The sequence below is a fragment of the Mesorhizobium carmichaelinearum genome (assembly GCF_900199455.1).
Taxonomy (GTDB): domain Bacteria; phylum Pseudomonadota; class Alphaproteobacteria; order Rhizobiales; family Rhizobiaceae; genus Mesorhizobium; species Mesorhizobium carmichaelinearum.
The window spans coordinates 691,898-712,386 of record NZ_FZQR01000002.1; the positions used below are offsets into that span (position 1 = coordinate 691,898).

A 20,489-nucleotide genomic window follows, 5' to 3' on the forward strand; every position below is an offset into this window, starting at 1 on the left:
CGCGCCGCACCTAAAAATTCGCTCCAAAATTATATTTGTCAACGGATAATATATTGTTTTTGTATTTTGACACGCAGATGTGTGGCGGGCCCGTTTTTGACTTGTGTTGGAGCCTCGGCGTCTCAGAGTACCTTGCCGCTTTCGAGGTCGAGCAGGTGCATGTGGCCCATGCCGAGCGACAGCGTCGCCATCTCGCCGGGCTTCGGTGTCGCTACCGGATCGATGCGCGCCGTGGCCTCGGCGCCGGCGACCAGCACATGCAGCAGCGTCTCCATGCCCATCGGCTCGACGACCTCGACCGGAACCTTGATGTCGACGGTATCGGGCCGCTCGCGCTGCTCGGTGATGTGCTCGGGACGCAGGCCGAATTCGAGCTCGCGCCCGACATGGCCGGCATAGCGCGTGGTGCGGGAGGCAGGCACCGCGAGCGCGGTGCCATCGCCGAGCACGACCGCCAGCCTGTCGCCGCGCCCTTCCAGCCGGCACTTGAAGAAATTCATGCCGGGGCTGCCGATGAAGCCGGCAACGAAGCGGCTGGCCGGCTCATGGTAGAGATCATTGGGTGGGCCGATCTGTTCGATGCGCCCCTTGTTCATGACCACGACGCGGTCGGCCAGTGTCATCGCCTCGACCTGGTCGTGGGTGACGTAGACCGTGGTGGTGGCGACCATCTGGTGCAGCTTCTTGATCTCGGCGCGCATCTTGACCCGGAGCTTGGCGTCGAGGTTGGAAAGCGGCTCGTCGAACAGGAAGACTTTCGGCTGGCGCACCATGGCGCGGCCCATGGCAACGCGCTGGCGCTGGCCGCCGGAGAGCTGGTGCGGCTTGCGCTGCAAAAGTTCGCTGAGATCGAGGATGTCGGCGACACGGGCGATGCGCTGCGTCACCTCGGCGTCCGGAACCTTGCGGATGCGCAGGCCGAAAGCCATGTTCTGCGCCACCGTCATCTGCGGATAGAGCGCGTAGCTCTGGAAGACCATGGCGATGTCGCGGTCCCTGGCCTGGACGTCGTTGACCAGCCTGCCGCCAATATGGATCTCGCCGCCGCTCGGCCGGTCCAGTCCCGCCACCATGCGCAGCGTCGTCGACTTGCCGCAGCCGGAAGGGCCGACAAGAACGACGAACTCGCCCTCGGCGATCTCAAGATCGATATCGTGCACGACCTTCAGGTTCTGAAAACTCTTGGAAATCTTGCGCAGTTCGACATCGGCCATGGCGCTATTCCCTTGCCGCGGGCGCGAACATGTCGAGCGCCAGTGCTGCGGTGCCGATCACGCCGGCATCATTGCCATGCTCGGCTGCCACGATCACCGGCGGGCGGCCGGGCTTGAGCAGCACGAAATCCCTGACATTGTTGGCGATGCGATCGATGAAGAAGGGACCGGCCAGCGACAGGCCGCCGCCGATGATCGCCGCCTCGATGTTGAGCATGTTCGACATGATGCCGATCATCTGGCCGAGCCAGCGCGCCACCTCGTCGACGACCTGCAGCGCAATCGGCTCGCCTCCCTTGGCCAAATCCACGACGGTCTCGGCGTCTTTGGCATCCGTGTCCGGCTTGAGCTGGCGATAGCGGTTGACCAGCGCGCGGGCGCTGGCCAGGTTCTCGACCATGCCCGGCACCGGATCGGCGATGTCGGTGCGGGCCGGGTCGAGCGAGATGCAGCCGAACTGCGGCGGCAGCCCGTCCGGGCCGTCAATGACCTTGCGGTCGATGACCATCGACCCGCCAATGCCGGTGCCGAGCGTCAGCAGCGCAAAGCGCGAGTACGGACGCCCGGCGCCATGGCGCATTTCGCCATGGGTGGCACTGACGGCATCGTTGCGGACAACGGCCGGCACGCCGAAGCGGATCGAGAACAGTTTTGATAGCGACCCCTTGAGCAGTGCTGGGATCGCCGGGCAGCGGCCGTTGAGCATGCCGGTCTCGGGATTGGGCGTGCCCGGAACGCCGATGCCGATGGCTGTGATGTCAGGAAACGCCCGCCTCAACTCTTCGCTGGCATTGGTGACCAGATGGACGAAATCCGAGAACTCGATATCGCGATGCACCGGCACCGCGCCGCGAGCGAGGACCTTGCCTGAACCATCGACGACACCGAGCTTGACCAGGCTGCCGCCAATGTCGATTCCAACAGCGGTTACCATCAGGCCTCCTTGCGGATGCGCACGTTGAGCCGCTTTCCGAGGTTGGGGTAGATCATCTTGTCGGGATCGATGCCGCGCGCGATCGCCAGTTCGCAGCCATACCATTGCAGCGGCATCGGCGCCCAGCAACCGGCCAACAATTGCTGTTTTGGCTCTGTCGGCCAGCTCACCGCCAAATCGAACCGTGTTGGGTGGCCGGAGAGGTTGAGGACGACCGCGCGCGGTCCAAGTTCGGCGAGCGCCTCGCCGAGATTGGCGGCGACCTTGGCCTCGGTCTCGGTCTGCGCGATTGCGATCACCAGGCTGTTGTTCGTGGTGCCGTAGACATGCCCGTGCAGAGCCTCTTCGGTATCGAATCCAGCGGTGGGCACGCCGCTGATCTCGGCGATCTTGAGCGACGTCTCGAGCGCAGTGCCGAGATGCGTCGCCTGACCTGCGACCAGAATGTAATCGGGGACGCCGAAGCGGGTGACCAAGTCTTTCGCTGCAACCAAGCCGGTTTCCGCCGTCTGCTCCAGTTGCGCGAGCAGCCCCGACACATCGACCGGTTTGCCGGCAAGCTTGGCAGCGACGGCCAGCACCGACATGACGGTGGCGGTGTAGCCCATGGTCTTCGGCCCGACCGTCTCCGGACCGATCGGCATGACGATGATCTCAGCGCCGGTCTCGGTGATCAGGCTGCCCGCCTCGCCGGTGATCACAAGGGTCGGGAAACCCAGCTGCACCGAGAGACGCACCGCCTCGATCGTGGTGATGCTCATGCCGGACTGCGAAGCGGCCAAAACCAACGTGCACTGGTTTGACGCCCTGGGCGGCAGGCGCAGGAAAGCCTCCGGCTCCTTGGCGATCACCGAGGCGCCCGTGCCCTCCTCCAGAGCCTCGGCGCCGGCCAGAAGCGCATTCATCGACGAGCCGGTGCCGAGCAGCACGATCCGTTCCGGCTTCTGGCGCAGGCTGGCAAAACTGTCGAGCTCCGCGCCGATTGCCGCTGGCAGGCTGGTGAGCGTCGCGGGCTGCCGGCGGATGTAAGTGCCTATCTGCATCTCAGTGTTCCATCAGTTCGAAATTATCGGTCTTGTTAAAATCTGTCGGAGGTCCGGTTATTTGCTGTAGCCCTTGCTGAGGCCGCTGATGAATTGCCGCGAGAACAGGGTGAACAGCAGCACCAGCGGCACCGCGCCAAGCGTCAGCGCGGCGAGCAGGGCCGGATAGTCGTTCATGAACTGGCCGACGAATTGCTGCACGCCGAGTGTCACCGTCTGGTTCTGCCGGCTCGGCGCCAAGATCAGCGGGAACCAGAGATCGTTCCAGACCGGCAGCATGGTGAGTGCCGCGACCGCGGCGAGGCCCGGCCTGACCAAAGGCAGCACGATCCAGAAGGTGCGCAGCTCGCTCGCGCCATCCATGCGCGCCGCTTCCTTGAGATCGGTCGGCACGGTGCGGAAATAGGTAACCATCAGCGTCACCGCGATCGGGATGCTCATGGCGGTGTAGACGAGGATGAGCGCGGCAAGCGTGTCCATCAGCCGCCAGGCCAGCATCATCTGGATAAGCGGGATGGTGCCGAGCCTAATCGGCAGCATGATGCCGAGCACGAACAGGCCGCCGAGCAGCGAGGCCAGCCGCACGCGGTATTCGACGAGCGCAAAGGCGGCGAGCGTCGACAGCACCACGGTCAGCCCGATCGTCGTCACCGTGACGATCAGGCTGTTGCGGTAATTGACGATGAAATTGCCGCGGGTGAAGACGCGCCTGTAGCCTTCAAGGCTGAAGGTTTTTGCCGTCGGCAGGTCGAACGGGCCGCCGAAGATCGCCGGCGTTGTCTTCAGCGAATTGATGATGACGATCAGCACCGGCCCGATGGCAAGCAGCACGAACAGGATCAGCAGCGCGTGCACGATGATGCGCTCCATCGTCCAGGGTTCGCGGTCCTGGCGGCGGCGGGCGGCTGGTATGGTGAGGTCCGGGGCGCTCATCTCAGCTCCTAGACCGAATAGGATTTCAGGCGGCGCTGGATCAGCCAGAAATAGGCCGCGGTGACCAGCAACACGGTGAGGAAGATGACGGTTGCGACCGCGCTACCCAGATCGAGATCGGCAAGCTGGCCGCTCGAGCCGAAGAAGGTGCGGTAGAAGTAGGTGCCGAGAATATCGGTGCTGTAATTCGGCCCGGGCGCCGAGCCGTTGAGGGCGAAGACCAGGTCGAAGCCGTTGAAGGTCCAGATGTAGGTGAGGATCGCGATCAGCCCGAATTGCGGCGCGATCAGCGGGAACTTGATCTTCCAGAAGGTCGTCCAGCCACCGGCGCCATCGATGTTGGCGGCTTCGACGAGCTCGTTGGGCACCGCCAGAAGGGCGCTGTAGAGGAAGACCATGGGGATGCCGAAATACTGCCAGACCGACATCAGCGAGATGGTGGTGAGTGCGGTCGATTCCGTGCCCAGCAACGGAAAGCCGACCAGCCCCCAGAGCGGGTTGATGATCAGCCGCCAGACGAAGCCGACGATGACCACCGACAGCGTCGCCGGAATGAACAGCAGCGTGCGGTAGATGCCTTCCGACCGCGCCAGTTTGCCTGACGTCAGCAACGCCGCCAAAAGCAGGCCCATCGGCACTTCGACGATCAGATGGATGGCGAAATACTGCATGTTGTTGAGCAACGCATTCCAGAAGCGGGCGCTGATGGTCGGGTGGGTAAACAGGCGCACGTAATTGGCAAAGCCGACGAAGGTGTCACCCGAAGCGCCGCTGGTCTGGAAGAAGCTCATGACAATCGAGGTCGCCAACGGCAGCACGGCAAAGACCAGATAGACGGCCAGCGCCGGCAGCACGAACAGCAGCAGGTTTCGGTAAGCGGCAGCGGGAGATATCAACGGAAAACCTCATCTTCACGCCGGCCATGATGGCTGGCGCGCCGTCAGGCTTGCGCATGCCCTGCCCTCTGGCAAGGCATGCGCGAAGCGAAGCCGGATTACTTCTTCTGCGGCCCGTACCAGGAGGCGAGACCGGCCTGGAGTTCGGTCGCGACCTGCTGCGGCGTGACGTCCGACTTGGTGAACATCACCTGCAGCAGGCGCCAGGTCTCGTCGTCGAGCGGCGGCGTGCCGGCGCTGAGGCGATCAAGCGCCAGGCGTGGCGTCAGCTCGGCGCCCTTCTTCAGGTCGGCGAAATCCTGCGCCAGCTTGTTCTTGTAGGTCACCGGCTTCGAGCTCATGGCAAAGAAGCCCGGGGCGGCGTTCACGTAGAGTTCCTGGAATTCAGGCCCGGCAACCCAGTCGAGGAAGGTTTTTGCGGCTTCCTTGTGCGTGCTCTTGGCGTTGATGCCGATGCCCATGTCGGGCATTTCCTGCAGATAGCGCTTGTCGCCCGCCTTCGGCACCGGCGGCCCGAAGACGCCGACATTGAGGTTGGTCGAGGTCACCTGGTTGATGTCCCACGAACCGTCGGGGAGGATCGCCGCCTTGCCGAGCGTGAACAGCTGCGTCATGTCGGCATAGTTCAGGCTCTCCTGGCCGGCGGGCAGGAACGGCTTCCAGGCGGCGAAGGCGGCGATGGCGTCGACGAATTCCGGATCGGTCAGCTTCTTCTTGCCGTCGATCAGGCCAAGCCGGCCCTCCTCGCCTTTCCAGTAGGCGGGGCCGATCGAGTAGAGGCCATTATAGGCGAGCTGCCAGGATTCGGCCGCGCCATAGGCCAGCGGCGTGTAGCGGCCATCCTTCTTGATCGCCTGGAGCACATCGATGAACTCGGCGCTGGTGGTCGGCACCTTGAGGCCCAGTTCCTTGAAGATATCGGCATTGTAGTAGAAGCCAGCGAGCACGGCGGCGACCGGCAGGCAGTAGGCCTTGTCGTCGGCGCCCGACCATGCGGCGCGCGAGGTCTTGTCGAAATTCGCCAGGCCCGGCAGGCCTTCGAGCGACTCGAAATAGCCGCGCTTGATCCATTCGCGGTTCACGTCGAAGGGCCGGCAGGTGATCAGGTCGCCGCCGGCGCCGCCTTCGATCTGCGACTGGATGGCGGCGTTGTATTCATTGGTGTTGATCGGCGCGAACTCGACCTTGATGTCGGGATGCTTGGCTTCGAAGGCGGGCAGGATGGTGTCCTGCCAGACGGCGATGTCTTCGGTGCGCCAGCTGTTCAAGGTGATGGTGACCGGGTCGGCGAACGCGGCGCCGACACCGCCTGCAAACATCACGCCGAGCGTCGCCGCCAGCGGGACCGATACATTTATGGAACGCATTTTCCTGCTCTCCCTCAAGATGGTGCCTCGTGTGGATTCACGATTTTGCACTGTTGCCTCGGACCATACCTACTGATACATCTTGTGACAAGTGGTATTGTGTTGTCTTTTCCATCGAGCAGGTGCTGCCTAGGGCTGAGGGCACCAGCTGATGGCAAAAAAATCTGGGAGGATTTGAATGATTGGCGTTGGAATTCTGGGCTCGGGCTTCATCGCCGAGACCTATGCGGACTCGCTGCTCGACGTGCGCAATGCCGAGCTGGTGGCCTGCTCGTCGCGCAGTTTCGAACGCGCCACGGCCTTCGCGAAGAAGTGGGGGCCCAAGGTCACCGCGCACCGGGATATCGACGCGCTGTGCGCCGACAAGGCGGTCGAGCTGGTGGTGATCGCACTGCCCAATGAAATCCATCTCGAAGCCGTCAGGATCGCTGCCAAGCACGGCAAGGCCGTCATCTGCACCAAGCCGCTGGCGCGCACCGGCAAGGAAGCGCAGGAAATCCTCGACATCGTCCAGCGCGCCGGCATCTGGCATGGCTATGCCGAATGCGCGGTGTTTTCCCCCAACATCGCCAAGGCCCACCAGATGATCCAGGCCGGCGGCATCGGCAATCTCTTGACCATGCGGGCGCGTGAGGCGCATTCGGGGCCGCATGCGCCGCATTTCTGGAACGCCGAACTCGCAGGCGGCGGCGCCCTGCTCGACATGGGCTGCCATACCGTCGAAAGCGCCCGCCACTTCTTCGGCAAAGACAATCTCATCACCGAGGTGATGGCGTGGGGCGCGACGCTGGTGCATGGCGACAAGACGACCGGCGAGGACACGGCGATCGCGCTGCTGAAATTCGCCGGCGGCCAGCTTGCCACGATCGAGTCCTCATGGATCGAGAAAGGCGGCATGCAACTTCGCCATGAACTGGTCGGCTCGGCCGGCCGCATCGTCACCGACACATCGGTCGGGCCGGTCTGGGGTTTCATCGAGAAGCCGGTCGGTTATCTCGTCGAGAAGGCCGACGCCGAGACCGGTTGGGTCTATCCGGTGCCCGAGGAAACCCGTGCCTACGGTTTTTCGCAACAGATGCGGCATTTTGTGGAACACTTCGCGGCGGGGACGACACCGCTGGAAACCTTCGAGGACGGCGTCATCGTCAACCACATAATTGACGCCTGCTACCGTTCGATGCGAACGGGCGTATGGGAAAAGGTGAAGGCGGATGGATGACTGAGATGGAGGGCTCGCCACTGCAGTCGGACGGACCGGAGCCGCTGTGGCGGCAAGCGGCCGATGCGATCCTGCAGGAGATCGCCAGCGGCAAGCTTGCTTCGGGCGCGCGGCTGCCGGCCGAGCGCGACCTGTTCACGCGCATGTCGATCTCGAGGGTGACCTTGCGCCGGGCCCTGCAAAGCCTTGTCGAGGAAGGCGTGTTGACGCCTTCGCACGGACGCGGCTGGTATGTCTCGGCCAAAGTGCCGAAGGAATTTCCCAACACGCTGGAATCGTTCAGCGAGACCGCCAGGCGCCTCGGCCTGACGCCCTCCTCCGACGTGTTGCGCGCCGAACAGGCGCCCGCCTCGCTGGACGAGGCCGAGGAGCTGTCGATCGCGCCGGGTGCTGCGCTGTTTCATCTGGAAAGGATCCGACGCCTCGACCAGGTTCCGGTCGCCGTCGACACCTCATTCTTTGCCGCAAGCCTCGTCCCCGATCTCAGCCATATCGACTTTCGCAACGCCTCGCTGTTCGGCCTGCTGATCGATGCCGGTGTCGACCTGGCGCGCGCCGAAACCACGATCGAGGCGCATGGCGCCGATCCCGTGCTGGCGCGCCATCTCGACATCGATGTCGGCAAATCCACCCTGGTCATGCGCCAACTCATTGTCGATACGGCCGGCCGGCCGCTGCTGTCCTCGACGATCCGCTACGCCGGCGACCGCTATCGCCTGCGCACGTCGTTCTCGCGCACGGGCAAGACCGTCGCCCCTCGTATTCCGCCGGCACGGGTGGATCGCGAGTAGCGGCCCGGGAAGGCGGGAGCAGAGGGCGAAGAGGTCGCATGGGGTAGGCCTGCCACGATCAGAGCCTACTCGAAGGAATAGGTGAACCCTTCCTTGGAGGCGCCGACGGTGACCTTTGTCATCTTTTCGCCGGCGAGCGACCGGTTGAGCACGCCGCGGCTCAGTTCCGGCAAGAGCGTGTTGGTCAGGATGGCATCGATCATGCGTCCGCCGGATTCGATCTCGGTGCAGCGGGCCTTGACCAGATCCATGACACCGTCGCCGATCACCAGTTCCGCATCATTGGTTGCCCGCAGCCGGCGCGCGATCTTGGCGAACTGGTGACGGGTGATGGCCTCGATCATGGAATCCGAAAGCGGATAGTAGGGAATGGTCACCACCCGGCCGAGGAAGGCAGCCGGGAAGACCTTCAGCAATGGGCTGCGCAAGGCGGTATCGAGATCGTCGAGCCCGGCCCGCAGCGTGCCATTCTTCGTGCGGTCCATGATGACCTCGGAGCCGACATTCGAGGTAAGCAGGATCAGCGTGTTCTTGAAATCGATCCTGCGGCCCTCGCTGTCGTCCATCATGCCCTTGTCGAAGACCTGGAAGAAGATTTCGTGCACGTCGGGATGCGCCTTCTCGACCTCGTCTAGCAGGATGACCGAATAGGGTTTTCTGCGCACGGCCTCGGTCAGGATGCCACCCTTGCCGTAGCCGACATAGCCGGGCGGTGCGCCCTTCAGTGTCGAGACGGTGTGCGCCTCCTGGAACTCGGACATGTTGATCGAGATCAGGTTCTGCTCGCCACCATAGAGCGTTTCGGCCAAGGCCAATGCGGTTTCGGTCTTGCCGACGCCCGAGGGGCCGCAGAGCAGGAAGACGCCGACCGGCTTTTCCGGCGCGCCGAGCCCGGCGCGGCTGGTCTGCACGCGTTTGGCGATCATTTCCATGGCGTGATCCTGGCCGACGACCCGCTCCGAAAGCGTGGTGGCGAGCTTGAGCGCCTTTTCGGTCTGGCTGGACAGCATCCGCCCGGTCGGGATGCCCGTCCAGTCCTGAACGACAGCCGCCACGGCATTGCGGTCGACGGAGGGTAGGATCAGCGGTGTTTCGCCTTGCGCCTCGGCCAGTTCGGCCATCAGCTCGCGCAACCGGGCAAGGTCGGCCACCGGATCTGACGGCGCAGGATTGGCAGCCGCCGGCACCTCGGCCTTGGCTTTGGCCGCCTTGGTCTTCGTCGTTTCAGCCTTCGCCGTTTCGGCCTTGGGCGGCTCAGCCTTGGACGACTCAGTTTGGGGCACCTTGGTCTTTTCCGCGTCAGTCGCTGCCGTTTCGGTATCGGCCTCGGCGGTCGCCGCCGTATCGAGCGGCACGCCCTCGCCGCGCAGCCGGGCGCGCAATTCGAGGATCTCGGCAACCAGTGCCTTTTCCCGATCCCAACGCTGCTGCGCGGCGGCCAGGGTTGCCTCGCTTTCGGCAAGCCCGGTCTCAACGCGTGCTTGCCGCTCTGTCACCTCGATGCCGATCGCGGCCTCGCGACCGATGATGCCGCGCTCGACCTCCAGCGCCTGGCGGCGGCGCAGGATGTCTTCGACCTCGGCCGGCGTGGCATGCTGCGATATGGCGACACGGGCGCAAGCGGTATCGAGGAGGCTCACCGCCTTGTCAGGCAGTTGCCGTGCCGGGATGTAGCGATGCGACAGGCCGACCGCGGCCTCGATCGCCTCATCGAGTATCTGCACCTTGTGGTGCTGCTCCAGCATGCCGGCCACGCCGCGCAACATGAGGACGGCCACCGCTTCCGACGGCTCGTCGATCTTGACCACCTGGAAACGGCGGGTCAGCGCCGGGTCCTTCTCGATGTGCTGCTTGTATTCGGCCCAGGTCGTTGCCGCGATGGTGCGAAGTTCGCCCCGCGCCAGCGCCGGTTTCAAGAGATTGGCCGCGTCGCCGGTGCCGGCCGCGCCGCCGGCGCCGATCAAGGTGTGCGCTTCGTCGATGAACAGGATGACCGGCGTTTCGGACGACTGGACCTCGTCGATGACAGCCTTCAGCCGTTTTTCGAATTCGCCCTTCACGCTGGCGCCCGCCTGCATCAATCCGACATCGAGCATGCGCACGCTGACGCCTTGCAGCGTCGGCGGCACGTCGTCCGCCGCGATACGCAACGCAAAGCCCTCGACGACCGCGGTCTTGCCGACCCCGGCCTCACCGGTCAGGATCGGGTTGTTTTGCCGGCGTCGCATCAGGATATCGACGATCTGCCTGATCTCCGGATCGCGGCCGACGACCGGGTCGATCTTGCCGTCGCGGGCGCGCTGGGTCAGGTCGGTGGCGTATTTGGCCAGCGCCGAATCCCCGCCCGGCCCTCGTTTCATCGGCGTTTCTGTGGCGGGCGTCGCCGGAGCGGCGCCGGCTTCGAGCGAGCCTTCCGTGACATCGGCGAACCGCGCAATGACCGCGTCGGCGTCGATCTTGTCAAACTCACCGCTGATCTTCGACAACAGGCCTTCCAGCACCGGCGTCTTCAGGCAGGCAAGCAGAATATGCGCGCTGCGGACTTCCTCGACGCCGAACTCGAGCGTCGCGAGGTTCCAGGCTTCTTGGATGGCATGAAAGATATGGTCGGAGAATTCCTCGATCGATGTGGCGCCATAAGGCAATTTGTCGACGGCGCGCGTCATGTCGGCCGTGAGCCGGCTCGCATCCACGCCGGCATCGGCGATGATCATCTGCACATCCGAGCGGTCGGAAAGCACCAGTTGCTCGATGAAATGGACGAGTTCGACGTAAGGATTGCCACGCAGCTTGGCGGCGTCGGCAGCAGCCTTGAAGGCGCGGACACCCACAGGATTGAGCTTGCCGACCAGTTCCTTGCGCTTGAAAGTCTGCGATGACCGGCGCTGTTCCATCGAACGTGCTCCTGCGATCTGCCAGCCGATAACGTGCCACATAAGGCGTCACTTGACAAAGCGCGTGATGGACCGATGTCGGGATGCCCGGTTTAGCCGGCTCCTTTCCATTTGTGGAAAGTCCCGCATTACAGGCTGGAAACAGCCACGAAATTGAATGCCTCTCCGCAATGCGGTTCGCATGCAGCTTTGGCAATCATACCACGGATTTCGGCCCTCGAGAGCGATCGCATTTAGCTTCTGTTAATTTTTGAGCAGTCGTTGAATTGTGGTAAAGTGCAACCGTGTGATAACGTCGCGTCACTTACGGTTTGAGGCCGGTCGCTGGGGGTTTGTGTGCTTGATGTCGCACTCTGGCTTAGTCCGCTCGACGGTGGAAATCCGTCAGGGGAGGATTTGCGCAACGACCCGGCTTTTCATGAGCTGGAGCGCCTGACGGAGCCGGAAATCAAGGTCGTCCACGACGGCAACAACAAGCCCACGTCGCAAAGCACCATTCCGGTCGACTGGTCCGCCGTACTGGCAAAGGCGGCGGAATTGCGCGCGCATGGCCGCGACCTGCGCCTGCTGGTCATCGTCACGCGGGCGCTGGCCAATGAGGACGGGCTAGCCGGGCTCGCGCAGGGGTTGAGCCTCATTGCGCAGACCTTCGATCAGCATTGGGACACCATGCATCCGGCCCTGCGGCCCAACGCTGCGCCGCGCGATGCCGCCTTGCGCCGCATCAACGCGCTGCTCGACCTCCAGAACGGTCAGGACGGTCTGTTGGCGAACCTGCGGCAGATGATTTTCTTTACGCCGCGCTCGATCGGGCCGATCAGCGGACGCGACTTGGAACAAAGCGCGCTCGACGACCGTGTCATGCTCCAGGAAGCCGCCTCTGGCTTGAACACGGCCGAAAAGGCGGCACTGGTCAGCGCACACGGGCAATTGTTGAACCGGGTACGCGCCGGATGTGCGGCACAGATCGATCAGGCCGGTGCGGAGATGGTCACGCTCGTCGCCGACGCCCGGGCAGCGATCGCGGCCCTTGATGCGGTCGAAACCGCCCTCAACGCGCGCCTCGAGGGCGGTGGCGCTCCTGTTCCGGAATTAAAACGGTTTCTGCAGCGTTTGCTGACGACCCTCGAACGGAACGCGGCAGCCGGCGCCGTGGCGAATGGCGCGGCCAAGCCGCCCACCCCGGCAGAACCGCCAACGTCTGCTCGAAACGGTCATGGAGCCGATACTATGGCAAGTGCGGCAAGCTACACGGAGACCAGCACCGGGCTTCCCGACCGGATCTCCTCGCGCGACGACGTGGTGAAATGCCTCGACCTGGTCGTCGCCTTCTATGACCGCACCGAACCGTCGAGCCCGATCCCACATCTGGCGCGGCGCGTGCGCCGCATGGTGCACATGGATTTCGTTGAGTTGATGGAAGATCTCGCCCCGTCAGGGCTGAAGGAATTCCGGCTCCTTGCCGGCGTTCCCGATGTCAAGAAGACGGCTCAGAAGGATGAAAGGTAACAGCACATGCCAGCCGAAAGCAAAGCGAAGGTCATCGAACGAAATCGCGCGCCGCGGGTGCAGATCGCCTACGATGTGGAAACCTACGGCAGCCCGACGACGATCGAATTGCCGTTCGTCATGGCCGTGATGGCCGACCTTTCCGGTGCTTCGCAGACCAGGGAAGCGTCAAAATCGGTGCTGGACCGGGCCTTCGTCGAGACCGACGCCAACCGCTTCCCCAAATTTATGGAGGCGCTCGGGCCGCGCGTCAAAGCCCGGGTGAAGAACACGCTGCCGCAGGCCGAAGGCCAGGAGCGCGACGAGGAGCTGGCGCTCGATCTCACCTTCACCAAGATGGGCGATTTCGCCCCGGACAAGATCGCCGAGCAGGTGCCGCAACTGGCCGAGATCCTCAAGATGCGCCGCCAGCTCGAGGAACTGCTCGGCTTCATGGATGGTCGCGTCGACGCCGAAAAGCGCATCGCGCAGCTTCTGAACAACGAGCCGTTGCTTGGCAAGATCGCCAACCAGGCGCTCGCCGACGACGACAAGGCAGGGGAGTAAACCATGGCCGAACAGCAAAAGACTGCCGCCGTCGCCGAGGCCGAAGCCATCGACCTTGGAGAATTCAGCGGGCTCCTCGAGAAGGATTTCAAGGTCAAGAAGGACGACAGCGAGAAGCTGCAGCAACTCGTGCGCAATCTTGCGCTCGCGGCGCAATCGCGTTCCGAGACCACGACCATTTCGTCGAATGCGATCAAGTCGATCAAGTCACTGATCGCGGGCATCGACAAGATGCTGACTGCACAGGTCAACGAAATCCTGCACGCACCGGAAGTGCGCGAGATGGAAGGCACATGGCGCGGCCTCTGGTATCTGGTCAACAACACCGAAACGGATCAGAAGCTGAAGATCCGGGTGATGAACATCTCCAAGGAGCAGCTGGCCGACACGCTCGAAGACTATGAAGGCCAGATGTGGGACCAGAGCCCGATCTTCAAGAAGGTCTATACGGACGAGTATTCGATGCTGGGCGGCGAACCGATCGGCTGCGTGATCGGCGCCTATGAATTCTCCAACCACCCGCGCGACGTCGGCCTGCTGCGCAACATCTCCGGCATCTGCGCCTCGGCGCACACGCCATTTATCGCCGCCGCCTCGCCGCGGCTGTTCCGCATGGACAGCTGGCAGGAATTGCCGAACCCGCAAGACCTGCAGCAGATCGTCTCCAACCCGGCCTATGCCTCGTGGCAGTCGCTGCGCGAGAGCGAGGACGCCCGCTATATCGGCCTGACCATGCCCCGTGTTCTGGCCAGGCTGCCCTATGGCACCGATACCGTTCCGGTGAAGGGCTTCACCTTCGAGGAAGAGGTGCAGGGCGATCACAACAAATATGTCTGGATGAACGCCGCCTTCCCGATGGGCGTCAACATCAACCGCAGCCACAAGCTTTTCGGTTGGGGCACGCAGATCCGCGGCGTGGAGAATGGCGGCACGGTGCTCAATTTGCCGGTGCACAGCTTCCCGACCGATGACGGCTCGATCGCGATGAAATGCCCGACCGAGGTCGCCATCGACGACCGGCGCGAGGCCGAACTGGCCAAGCTCGGCCTGATGCCGATCCTGCACCGGAAAAACACCGATCTGGCGGCCTTCATCGGCGCCCATTCGCTGCAGGACGACGAGACGCGCGCCGGCCGGCTGGTCGACCCCGATGCCCAGTCGAACGAGCGGCTGAGCGCCAACCTGCCTTACCTCTTCCCGGTCTCGCGCTTCGCGCACTACCTCAAGGCCATTGCGCGCGACAAGGTCGGTTCGTTCAAGGAGCGCTCCGACATGCAGATCTGGCTGACCGAGTGGATCAACCGCTACGTGCTGGCCAACCCGGCCTTCGCCGACGACAAGGCACGCGCCAAGCGCCCGCTTGCCGCGGCCGAAGTCCAGGTGGACAGCGTCGAAGGACGGCCGGGCTACTACAACGCCCGCTTCTATCTGCGCCCGCATTACCAGTTGGAAGGCATCAACGCCTCGCTGCGGCTGGTATCGGAACTGCCGTCCGTGAAGACCTGATTTGCAGCAACCAGACCTTGTTTTGTTTGAAAGCGGTGGAGAAAGACAATGCCAGTCAAGATCGATGGTTTTCTGAAGGTTCCTGATATCAAGGGCCCAAGCACCCGCGACGGCCACTCGGACGAAATCGAAATCCATGGCGTCGACTACAAGATGGTCGCACCCTATGACCCGAATTCGCTCTCACGCCGTGGGCGCGTGTCGATGGGCATGATCAAGTTCATCAAGCACTACGACAAATCCTCGCCCTATCTGAAAAAGGCACTGTTCGAGAACAAGGCGCTGGATGAAGTGGTGTTCTCCGCCCGACGGACCATCGATGGCGAGACCAAGGATTACCTCGTCGTCACGCTCACCGAGGCCTCGATCATGGAATACGACATGTCGCAGGCCGAGGATGAGGAAGACCTGATCCAGGAAGAGGTCAGCTTCGCCTACAAGAAGATCAAGTTCGTCTATGACGGCAATGATGAAGCCGAAATGGATGTCTATGTCGGCAAGTGAGGTTCGGCGGCCCGGCGCGGGCAAGCAGCAAATCGCGGGCAGCCTGCGGGCAAAAAGCGAGGCTGTCCAACCGTCGCTATGGGATCGCCTCGTCAATGACCTGCCGGGCCTGACCTCGGAGATAGACGGGCTGCGCCATGTCCTGCTGGACGAGCTTGGCGCGGACCGTCTCGATACGCTCGTCGCCGGCAGTGCGCGCACCATCGACGCCGATACGGAGCTGACGCCGGATCAGAAACGGCGTCTGCACCGTCTGGCCTTTCAGACCCAGCACCGCGTCGAGATCGAAAGCCGAGGCGTGGTGGTATCGGCCCGCGTGCTCAGGGAAGCGGTGCGGCGCGACATCGAGGCGCTGTTCAACACCGAGCGCTTCGAGGCCACGCCGCTGCTGTCCGACCTGGAGAATGAGCAAATGGCGGACAATCCGCCGTCGCTCGCCGATTTTCCCGAGGTGCGTCGAAGCGTGGTCAATTACGGCGTGCCGTCCTTCTCGGGGCGGTCGTCCCGCGACTTCGACCGTGATGTTCTGGCGCGCGAAATCCGCTCGGTGCTCGCCACTTTCGAGCCGCGCCTGCAGGAAAGCGCGACGAAGGTTACCGTCACCCTGGGCGATAAGACCGTGGGCCTGAAGATCGAGATCGATGCCGTGCTGATCATGACGCCCACACCGGAACGCATGCGCCTGCGCACGACGATCAATCTCGACAACGGCTTGGCGCGGACCGAAATTAGGGACGCCTGAGATGGATCGGGTCTTCGTCGAATATTACGAGGAAGAACTGACCCACATCCGCGGCCTTGCGGCGGAATTCGCCGACATGCATCCGGCGGTGGCGCGCAACCTTTCCCTCGATACGGTGCCCTGCCCGGATCCCTACGTCGAACGGCTGCTGGACGGCGTCGCCTTCCTCGCCGCGCGCACCCGGCTGAAAGTCGACGCCGAGCGCTCGCGATTTTCGCGCAGCGTGCTCGAAGTCCTCTATCCCGATCTGGTCACGCCGGCGCCCGCGACGGCAATCGCCGTGCTGAAACCCGGCCAGCAGGTGCAGACCATGCCCGCCGGCCACGTCGTCAAGCGCAACACGCGGCTGGTCTCCAGCCTGCAGCCCGGCCTGTCGACGCGCTGCACGTTCTCCACCGCGCAGGACATGACGCTGTGGCCGATAGCCATCACCTCGGTCAGCTATTTTCAGGATCGCAGTGCGCTGGCCGCGGCCGGCATAGGGCCGATCGGCGGCACCGGCGGCGAGGCGGCGCTGCGCCTGGCGCTGACGCGGACCGGAAAAGGCAAGCTCGATGAATTGGCGCTCGACCGGCTTGACCTTTATTTTGCCGGACGCACCAAGGCGCCGCTTCTGTTCGACGCGATTTTCGGTGCCTGCATGGCTGTTGGCGCTCGACCGGAAGGCAAGACCAACCGGCTGTCGCCCTTGCCGGCACCCGAAATGGTCGGCATCAGCGACGACGAGGCTTTGATGCCGCGCACCCGCCCGACATTCGAAGGGTACCGGCTGCTGCGGGAATACTTCATCATGCCGGAGCGCTTTCACTATGTGCGGGTCCTGGGGCTGCAGCCGGTGGTGCGCAAATGCGAGGCCGGACTGGAGATCATCTTCCTGTTCCGCCGCCCGGTGCCCGAACTCGCCGACCTGACGCCGGCGGATTTCGAACTTTTCGCGACGCCGATCATCAATCTGTTCGAGCGTGAGTGCAACGTCGTCGAGCTCGATCAGCGCAAAACGCGGCAGGTGCTGCATGCCGACCGCACGCGGGCGCGCGACTTCGAGATCTATCGTGTGCTCCGCGTCGAGGATGCCGACAGTGAAGGCAGCGACGCCGAGATACCGGAGTTGTTCAGCCTCGGGCAGAACCGCGGCAGCGGCTGGGTCTATTCCACGGAACGGCGCCCAAGGCGGGCAACGGAGGACGAACGGCGCGATGGCCTGACCCGCACATCATATACCGGGGACGATGTTTTCCTGGCGGTATCGCGACCGCTCGCAAGTCCCGCGAACCGGCCGTTGAAGCGTCTCGACATCATGGCGCTTTGCACCAACCGCGATCTGCCGATCCTCGACGACAATCCGACCTTGACGCTCGAGGCCGGCGACCCGGTCGAATCCGTTCGGCTGCTCGGTGCGTTGCGTCCGCCGCAGCCGGCCATCCCCGCGGCGCTGCCCGCCGGGGCCGATGGCGAATCCCGGGCCGACGATCTCGCCTGGCGAATGGTGGCGCAGCTGGCGCTCAATTTCTTGAGCCTCGCCAAGGAAGGCCGCGGCGTCGACCCGCTGCATGCGCTGCTCGATCTCTATGCCGACCGCGGCGATCCGAGCCTTGCCCGCAACGTGCATTCGATCGTGCGTATCGACTCGCGCTCGGTGATCGAACGGCTGCAGATCGACGGGCCGATGTGTTTCGGGCGTGGCACGGAAGTGACGTTGCATATCGATCAGTCGGTGCTGGCCGGGCAAAGCACCTTGCTGCTCTCGGCCTTGCTGGCGCGGCTGTTTGCCCGTCATGCCGGAATAAACGGCTTCGTGCGGACCCGCACGCGGCTGCTGCAGAAGCAGGAGGATGTGCCATGGCCGATGACGCCCGGCAATCGCTACCTGATCTAGACAGGACACCTGATCTGGACAAGATCGGCCCGGACCGGGCCGAAGCTCCGTCCGAAGCGTTCGACTTTTTCGAACTGCTGCGCCGTCTCGAACAACGGGGCGGTCTGTTCGGCCATTCCGGACGCCCCGACCGCGAGCCGGCAAGGCTCGGCCAGCATGTGCGGCTGGCCTTTTCCGCGCGTGACCTGGTGCAGTTCCGCGAGGCCAGCGACAAGGCGCCGGCGCGGGTCACGGTTGCGAATCTCGGCCTGTTGGGACCCGAGGGCCCAATGCCGCTGCATCTGACGCGCTGGGTGCTCGACCGCCTGTCGCAGCGCTGGTTCGCCGGCGCCGACGCACAGCAGACCAGCGACACGACGTTCGTGGACTTCGTCAACATCCTGCAGCACCGCATGATTGCCCTCTATTACCGGGCATGGGCGGATGCGCATCCGGCGGTCCAGGTCGAGCGCGCGGTCGGCGGCCGCGTCCGCGCCATGCTTGAAGCGATGGCGGGGATCGGACTTCCCGGCACCCAAAATCCAGATCTCGACACCGTCAAGCTCCGCCAGGCGGCGTCGCTCGCCAGCCAGGTCGACGGCCCGGAACGGCTGACGCTGTTCCTGGCGGAAGCCTTCAGGGTGCCAGTTCAAATCAAGGAATTCATCGCCGCCTGGATCACCATACCGACCGGGCTGCAGACCCGCCTGGCAAAAGCCTATGCGGGGCTGGGCAAAGGGGCGACGATCGGCCCGCGCGTTTTCAGCCGGCAAAGCAGGATCGAATTGCGCGTCGGCCCTCTTGGCCTCGAGGAGTTCAAGGCGTTCCTGCCGGGCGGCCCGCGCCTCAAACTGTTCAAGCAGGCCGTCCGCGACATGGTCGGGGAGACGCTCGACGTCGACCTGCGCATCGTGCTGGCGCGCGACGCCGTGCCGCCGCCCCGTATCGGAGCGGTGCAGCTCGGCCGGACCGCCTGGCTTGCGCGGCCCGCCGAAAGGGGCGATGCTGACGATCTGCGGCTGCGGACAATTGTCGGATGGCGGCCGGAAATGGCGGGGGTCGCGGCATGAGCCTGCTGCTGACGCTGGAGCAAGGGCCACGCACCCAGGCGGTACGGCAGACCCGGCTGGACGAAGGCGAGCTGGTGATCGGCCGCAGCGCGGACGCAGGCTGGCAGATCAACGATCCCGACATGTTCGTTTCCCGCGCCCATTGCAGGATCACGGGCGGGCGAGACGGCTATTTCGTCACCGACACGTCGAGCAGCGGGCTGTACATAAACGACTCCGACAGCCCGCTCGGTGCCGGCCAGTCGACGCGCCTTCAAAGCGGCATGCGGCTGAGACTTGGCGACTATGTCGTCTATGTCGACCTGCAGACGCCAACCGCCCAGGCACAAGCAGCCAGCCAGCCGGTTCCGGAACGCCTGCCGCCGGGATCGCGGGCGCCGTTGAACATCGGCAGTGACGACTTCTTTTCCGCCAAGGTCGAGGAAGAGCCGCGACGGCCGCGTCCGGCCGATCTGCCGAACCCGTTCGAGCAGCCGGTTGCGGGTGCTTTCGAACGTGCCGCCTCCAGCCAGCGCAGCTCGCCTGCTTTCGATGACCCGTTCAGCCTCGATCCGGTTTCGACGCCTGTGTCGAAAGACGCCGCGCCTTACCGCGAACCCAACGGCGCGGCGGGCCAGACGGACCCATTCAGCCTCGACCCTGCGCCGTCCCTCGGCCGCGGTGCCCAACTCGCTCCGGGAAAGCCGTCCGATTTCAGTGATGATTTTGGTTTCGGGCCAGCCGCCACAGCCGGTTCGGCAAACGGCGTCAGCCAGGCCGGACAGCGCGAGCGCGTCGCCCAACGATCCGCCAATCCCTGGGATCCGCCTATGCAGGCAGCTGACGCCCCTCCTCCAGTCCGCACAGGTGCCGCAGCCACGCCAGCCCGCCCGCCGGCAGCGGCGCAGCCGGGAGACATGGCGCTGCGCTCAGCATTCCTGCGTGGCATGGGCGTCGAGGAAGCCGATTTTCCCGGACGCGACAGCGTCGCGGAAATGGAGAAGTTCGGCCGCGAATACCGGCTGATGATGGAAGGCCTGATGCAGCTTCTGCGCAAACGGGCCGAGGAAAAGGGAAATGCCCGCGTCGCCCAGACCGTGGTCGGGGCTTCCGAAGTCAATCCGCTCAAGTTTCTGCCGACGGTCGACGACGCCATCGTCACGCTCATCGCCGAACGCAGTCCCGGATTTCTCGCCGGCGAAGCGGCTATCGCCGACGCGGTTCGCGATCTTGCGCAACACCACGTGCGCGCCTGGCGCGGCGTGCAGGCCGCTTTGCGCCGGATGGTCGACCGTTTTGACCCGGCCGCGATCGAGGAAGAGCTGAAATCGAATTCGGCGATCGGCACCCTTCTTTCGGGCGGGCGCGGCGCCAAGCTTTGGGAGCTTTACCAGAAACGCCATCGTGAAATCGCCGAGAGTGCCGAGAAAAGCTTCCTTGGCGAGATCGGCGCCGATTTTCGGGACGCATATGAGGAGGAGTGAAAC

Annotated in this window: 17 protein-coding genes; 10 read left to right on the forward strand and 7 right to left on the reverse strand. The window is 64.0% G+C overall.

Annotated features, from left to right (window positions below; all coding sequences use genetic code 11):
- Positions 1-122: 122 nt before the first annotated feature.
- From CKW40_RS06560 to CKW40_RS06585, 6 genes are all read right to left on the reverse strand, one after another.
- Positions 123-1,214, reverse strand: coding sequence for an ABC transporter ATP-binding protein (locus CKW40_RS06560; protein WP_095199072.1), 1,092 nt, complete (start codon positions 1,212-1,214; stop codon positions 123-125).
- A 4-nt stretch (positions 1,215-1,218) separates the two neighbouring features.
- Positions 1,219-2,148 (reverse strand): ROK family protein, encoded by a 930-nt coding sequence (locus tag CKW40_RS06565; protein WP_179297846.1) that lies wholly within the window; start codon positions 2,146-2,148, stop codon positions 1,219-1,221.
- The gene (locus CKW40_RS06570) at positions 2,148-3,191 is read right to left on the reverse strand and encodes an SIS domain-containing protein (RefSeq protein ID WP_095199074.1); all 1,044 of its coding nucleotides are present in this window, start codon (positions 3,189-3,191) and stop codon (positions 2,148-2,150) included. Before CKW40_RS06570 ends, CKW40_RS06565 begins: the two co-directional genes overlap by 1 nt.
- Before the next feature lie 57 nt (positions 3,192-3,248).
- Positions 3,249-4,061: an ABC transporter permease subunit gene (locus CKW40_RS06575; protein ID WP_095199191.1), complete on the reverse strand. Its 813-nt coding sequence runs from the start codon at positions 4,059-4,061 to the stop codon at positions 3,249-3,251.
- Positions 4,062-4,132: 71 nt separating this feature from the next.
- Positions 4,133-5,020: a carbohydrate ABC transporter permease gene (locus CKW40_RS06580; RefSeq protein ID WP_095199075.1), complete on the reverse strand. Its 888-nt coding sequence runs from the start codon at positions 5,018-5,020 to the stop codon at positions 4,133-4,135.
- Between the two features lie 98 nt (positions 5,021-5,118).
- Complete coding sequence (locus CKW40_RS06585; protein WP_095199076.1) at positions 5,119-6,387, reverse strand: ABC transporter substrate-binding protein; 1,269 nt, start codon at positions 6,385-6,387, stop codon at positions 5,119-5,121.
- Positions 6,388-6,565: 178 nt separating this feature from the next.
- On the opposite strand from CKW40_RS06585, the gene CKW40_RS06590 reads away from it, so the two are divergent.
- Both CKW40_RS06590 and CKW40_RS06595 read left to right on the forward strand, forming a co-directional pair.
- On the forward strand, positions 6,566-7,606 hold the full coding sequence (locus tag CKW40_RS06590; RefSeq protein WP_095199077.1) for a Gfo/Idh/MocA family protein: 1,041 nt from the start codon (positions 6,566-6,568) through the stop codon (positions 7,604-7,606).
- Positions 7,603-8,397 carry a GntR family transcriptional regulator gene (locus tag CKW40_RS06595; protein ID WP_095199078.1) on the forward strand — a complete coding sequence of 265 codons (795 nt, stop codon included), beginning with the start codon at positions 7,603-7,605 and terminating at the stop codon, positions 8,395-8,397. Before CKW40_RS06590 ends, CKW40_RS06595 begins: the two co-directional genes overlap by 4 nt.
- A 65-nt stretch (positions 8,398-8,462) precedes the next feature.
- Here the strand turns inward: CKW40_RS06595 and CKW40_RS06600 are convergent, their stop codons facing one another.
- Entirely contained in the window at positions 8,463-11,291 is a 2,829-nt protein-coding gene (locus tag CKW40_RS06600; RefSeq protein ID WP_095199192.1) for a type VI secretion system ATPase TssH, read from the reverse strand.
- A gap of 336 nt (positions 11,292-11,627) precedes the next feature.
- Between CKW40_RS06600 and tssA the strand changes: the two genes are divergently transcribed.
- The 8 genes from tssA to tagH are packed head-to-tail and all read left to right on the forward strand — an operon-like array spanning position 11,628 to position 20,486.
- Positions 11,628-12,800, forward strand: a complete 1,173-nt coding sequence (gene tssA / locus CKW40_RS06605; RefSeq protein WP_095199079.1) for a type VI secretion system protein TssA — start codon at positions 11,628-11,630, stop codon at positions 12,798-12,800.
- 6 nt (positions 12,801-12,806) lie between these two features.
- Positions 12,807-13,346 carry a type VI secretion system contractile sheath small subunit gene (gene tssB, locus CKW40_RS06610; protein WP_095199080.1) on the forward strand — a complete coding sequence of 180 codons (540 nt, stop codon included), beginning with the start codon at positions 12,807-12,809 and terminating at the stop codon, positions 13,344-13,346.
- A gap of 3 nt (positions 13,347-13,349) precedes the next feature.
- Positions 13,350-14,852 carry a type VI secretion system contractile sheath large subunit gene (tssC, locus tag CKW40_RS06615; RefSeq protein WP_095199081.1) on the forward strand — a complete coding sequence of 501 codons (1,503 nt, stop codon included), beginning with the start codon at positions 13,350-13,352 and terminating at the stop codon, positions 14,850-14,852.
- Positions 14,853-14,900: 48 nt separating this feature from the next.
- Positions 14,901-15,356 (forward strand): Hcp family type VI secretion system effector, encoded by a 456-nt coding sequence (locus CKW40_RS06620; RefSeq protein WP_095199082.1) that lies wholly within the window; start codon positions 14,901-14,903, stop codon positions 15,354-15,356.
- Positions 15,343-16,098 carry a type VI secretion system baseplate subunit TssE gene (tssE, locus tag CKW40_RS06625; RefSeq protein ID WP_095199083.1) on the forward strand — a complete coding sequence of 252 codons (756 nt, stop codon included), beginning with the start codon at positions 15,343-15,345 and terminating at the stop codon, positions 16,096-16,098. The genes CKW40_RS06620 and tssE overlap by 14 nt, the downstream gene beginning before the upstream one ends.
- Before the next feature lies 1 nt (position 16,099).
- Positions 16,100-17,974, forward strand: coding sequence for a type VI secretion system baseplate subunit TssF (gene tssF / locus CKW40_RS06630; RefSeq protein ID WP_095199084.1), 1,875 nt, complete (start codon positions 16,100-16,102; stop codon positions 17,972-17,974).
- Positions 17,938-19,023, forward strand: a complete 1,086-nt coding sequence (gene tssG, locus CKW40_RS06635) for a type VI secretion system baseplate subunit TssG (protein ID WP_095199085.1) — start codon at positions 17,938-17,940, stop codon at positions 19,021-19,023. Before tssF ends, tssG begins: the two co-directional genes overlap by 37 nt.
- Positions 19,020-20,486, forward strand: a complete 1,467-nt coding sequence (tagH, locus tag CKW40_RS06640) for a type VI secretion system-associated FHA domain protein TagH (protein ID WP_095199193.1) — start codon at positions 19,020-19,022, stop codon at positions 20,484-20,486. Before tssG ends, tagH begins: the two co-directional genes overlap by 4 nt.
- The last annotated feature ends 3 nt before the right edge of the window (positions 20,487-20,489 follow it).

Coding starts and splice junctions, on each gene's coding strand:
- CKW40_RS06560 (WP_095199072.1), bottom strand. CDS start 1,214: ATGGCCGATGTCGAACTGCGCAAGATTTCCAAGAGTTTTCAGAACCTG.
- CKW40_RS06565 (WP_179297846.1), bottom strand. CDS start 2,148: ATGGTAACCGCTGTTGGAATCGACATTGGCGGCAGCCTGGTCAAGCTC.
- CKW40_RS06570 (WP_095199074.1), bottom strand. CDS start 3,191: ATGCAGATAGGCACTTACATCCGCCGGCAGCCCGCGACGCTCACCAGC.
- CKW40_RS06575 (WP_095199191.1), bottom strand. CDS start 4,061: ATGGAGCGCATCATCGTGCACGCGCTGCTGATCCTGTTCGTGCTGCTT.
- CKW40_RS06585 (WP_095199076.1), bottom strand. CDS start 6,387: ATGCGTTCCATAAATGTATCGGTCCCGCTGGCGGCGACGCTCGGCGTG.
- CKW40_RS06590 (WP_095199077.1), top strand. CDS start 6,566: ATGATTGGCGTTGGAATTCTGGGCTCGGGCTTCATCGCCGAGACCTAT.
- CKW40_RS06595 (WP_095199078.1), top strand. CDS start 7,603: ATGACTGAGATGGAGGGCTCGCCACTGCAGTCGGACGGACCGGAGCCG.
- CKW40_RS06600 (WP_095199192.1), bottom strand. CDS start 11,291: ATGGAACAGCGCCGGTCATCGCAGACTTTCAAGCGCAAGGAACTGGTC.
- tssB (WP_095199080.1), top strand. CDS start 12,807: ATGCCAGCCGAAAGCAAAGCGAAGGTCATCGAACGAAATCGCGCGCCG.
- tssC (WP_095199081.1), top strand. CDS start 13,350: ATGGCCGAACAGCAAAAGACTGCCGCCGTCGCCGAGGCCGAAGCCATC.
- CKW40_RS06620 (WP_095199082.1), top strand. CDS start 14,901: ATGCCAGTCAAGATCGATGGTTTTCTGAAGGTTCCTGATATCAAGGGC.
- tssE (WP_095199083.1), top strand. CDS start 15,343: ATGTCGGCAAGTGAGGTTCGGCGGCCCGGCGCGGGCAAGCAGCAAATC.
- tssF (WP_095199084.1), top strand. CDS start 16,100: ATGGATCGGGTCTTCGTCGAATATTACGAGGAAGAACTGACCCACATC.
- tssG (WP_095199085.1), top strand. CDS start 17,938: ATGGCCGATGACGCCCGGCAATCGCTACCTGATCTAGACAGGACACCT.
- tagH (WP_095199193.1), top strand. CDS start 19,020: ATGAGCCTGCTGCTGACGCTGGAGCAAGGGCCACGCACCCAGGCGGTA.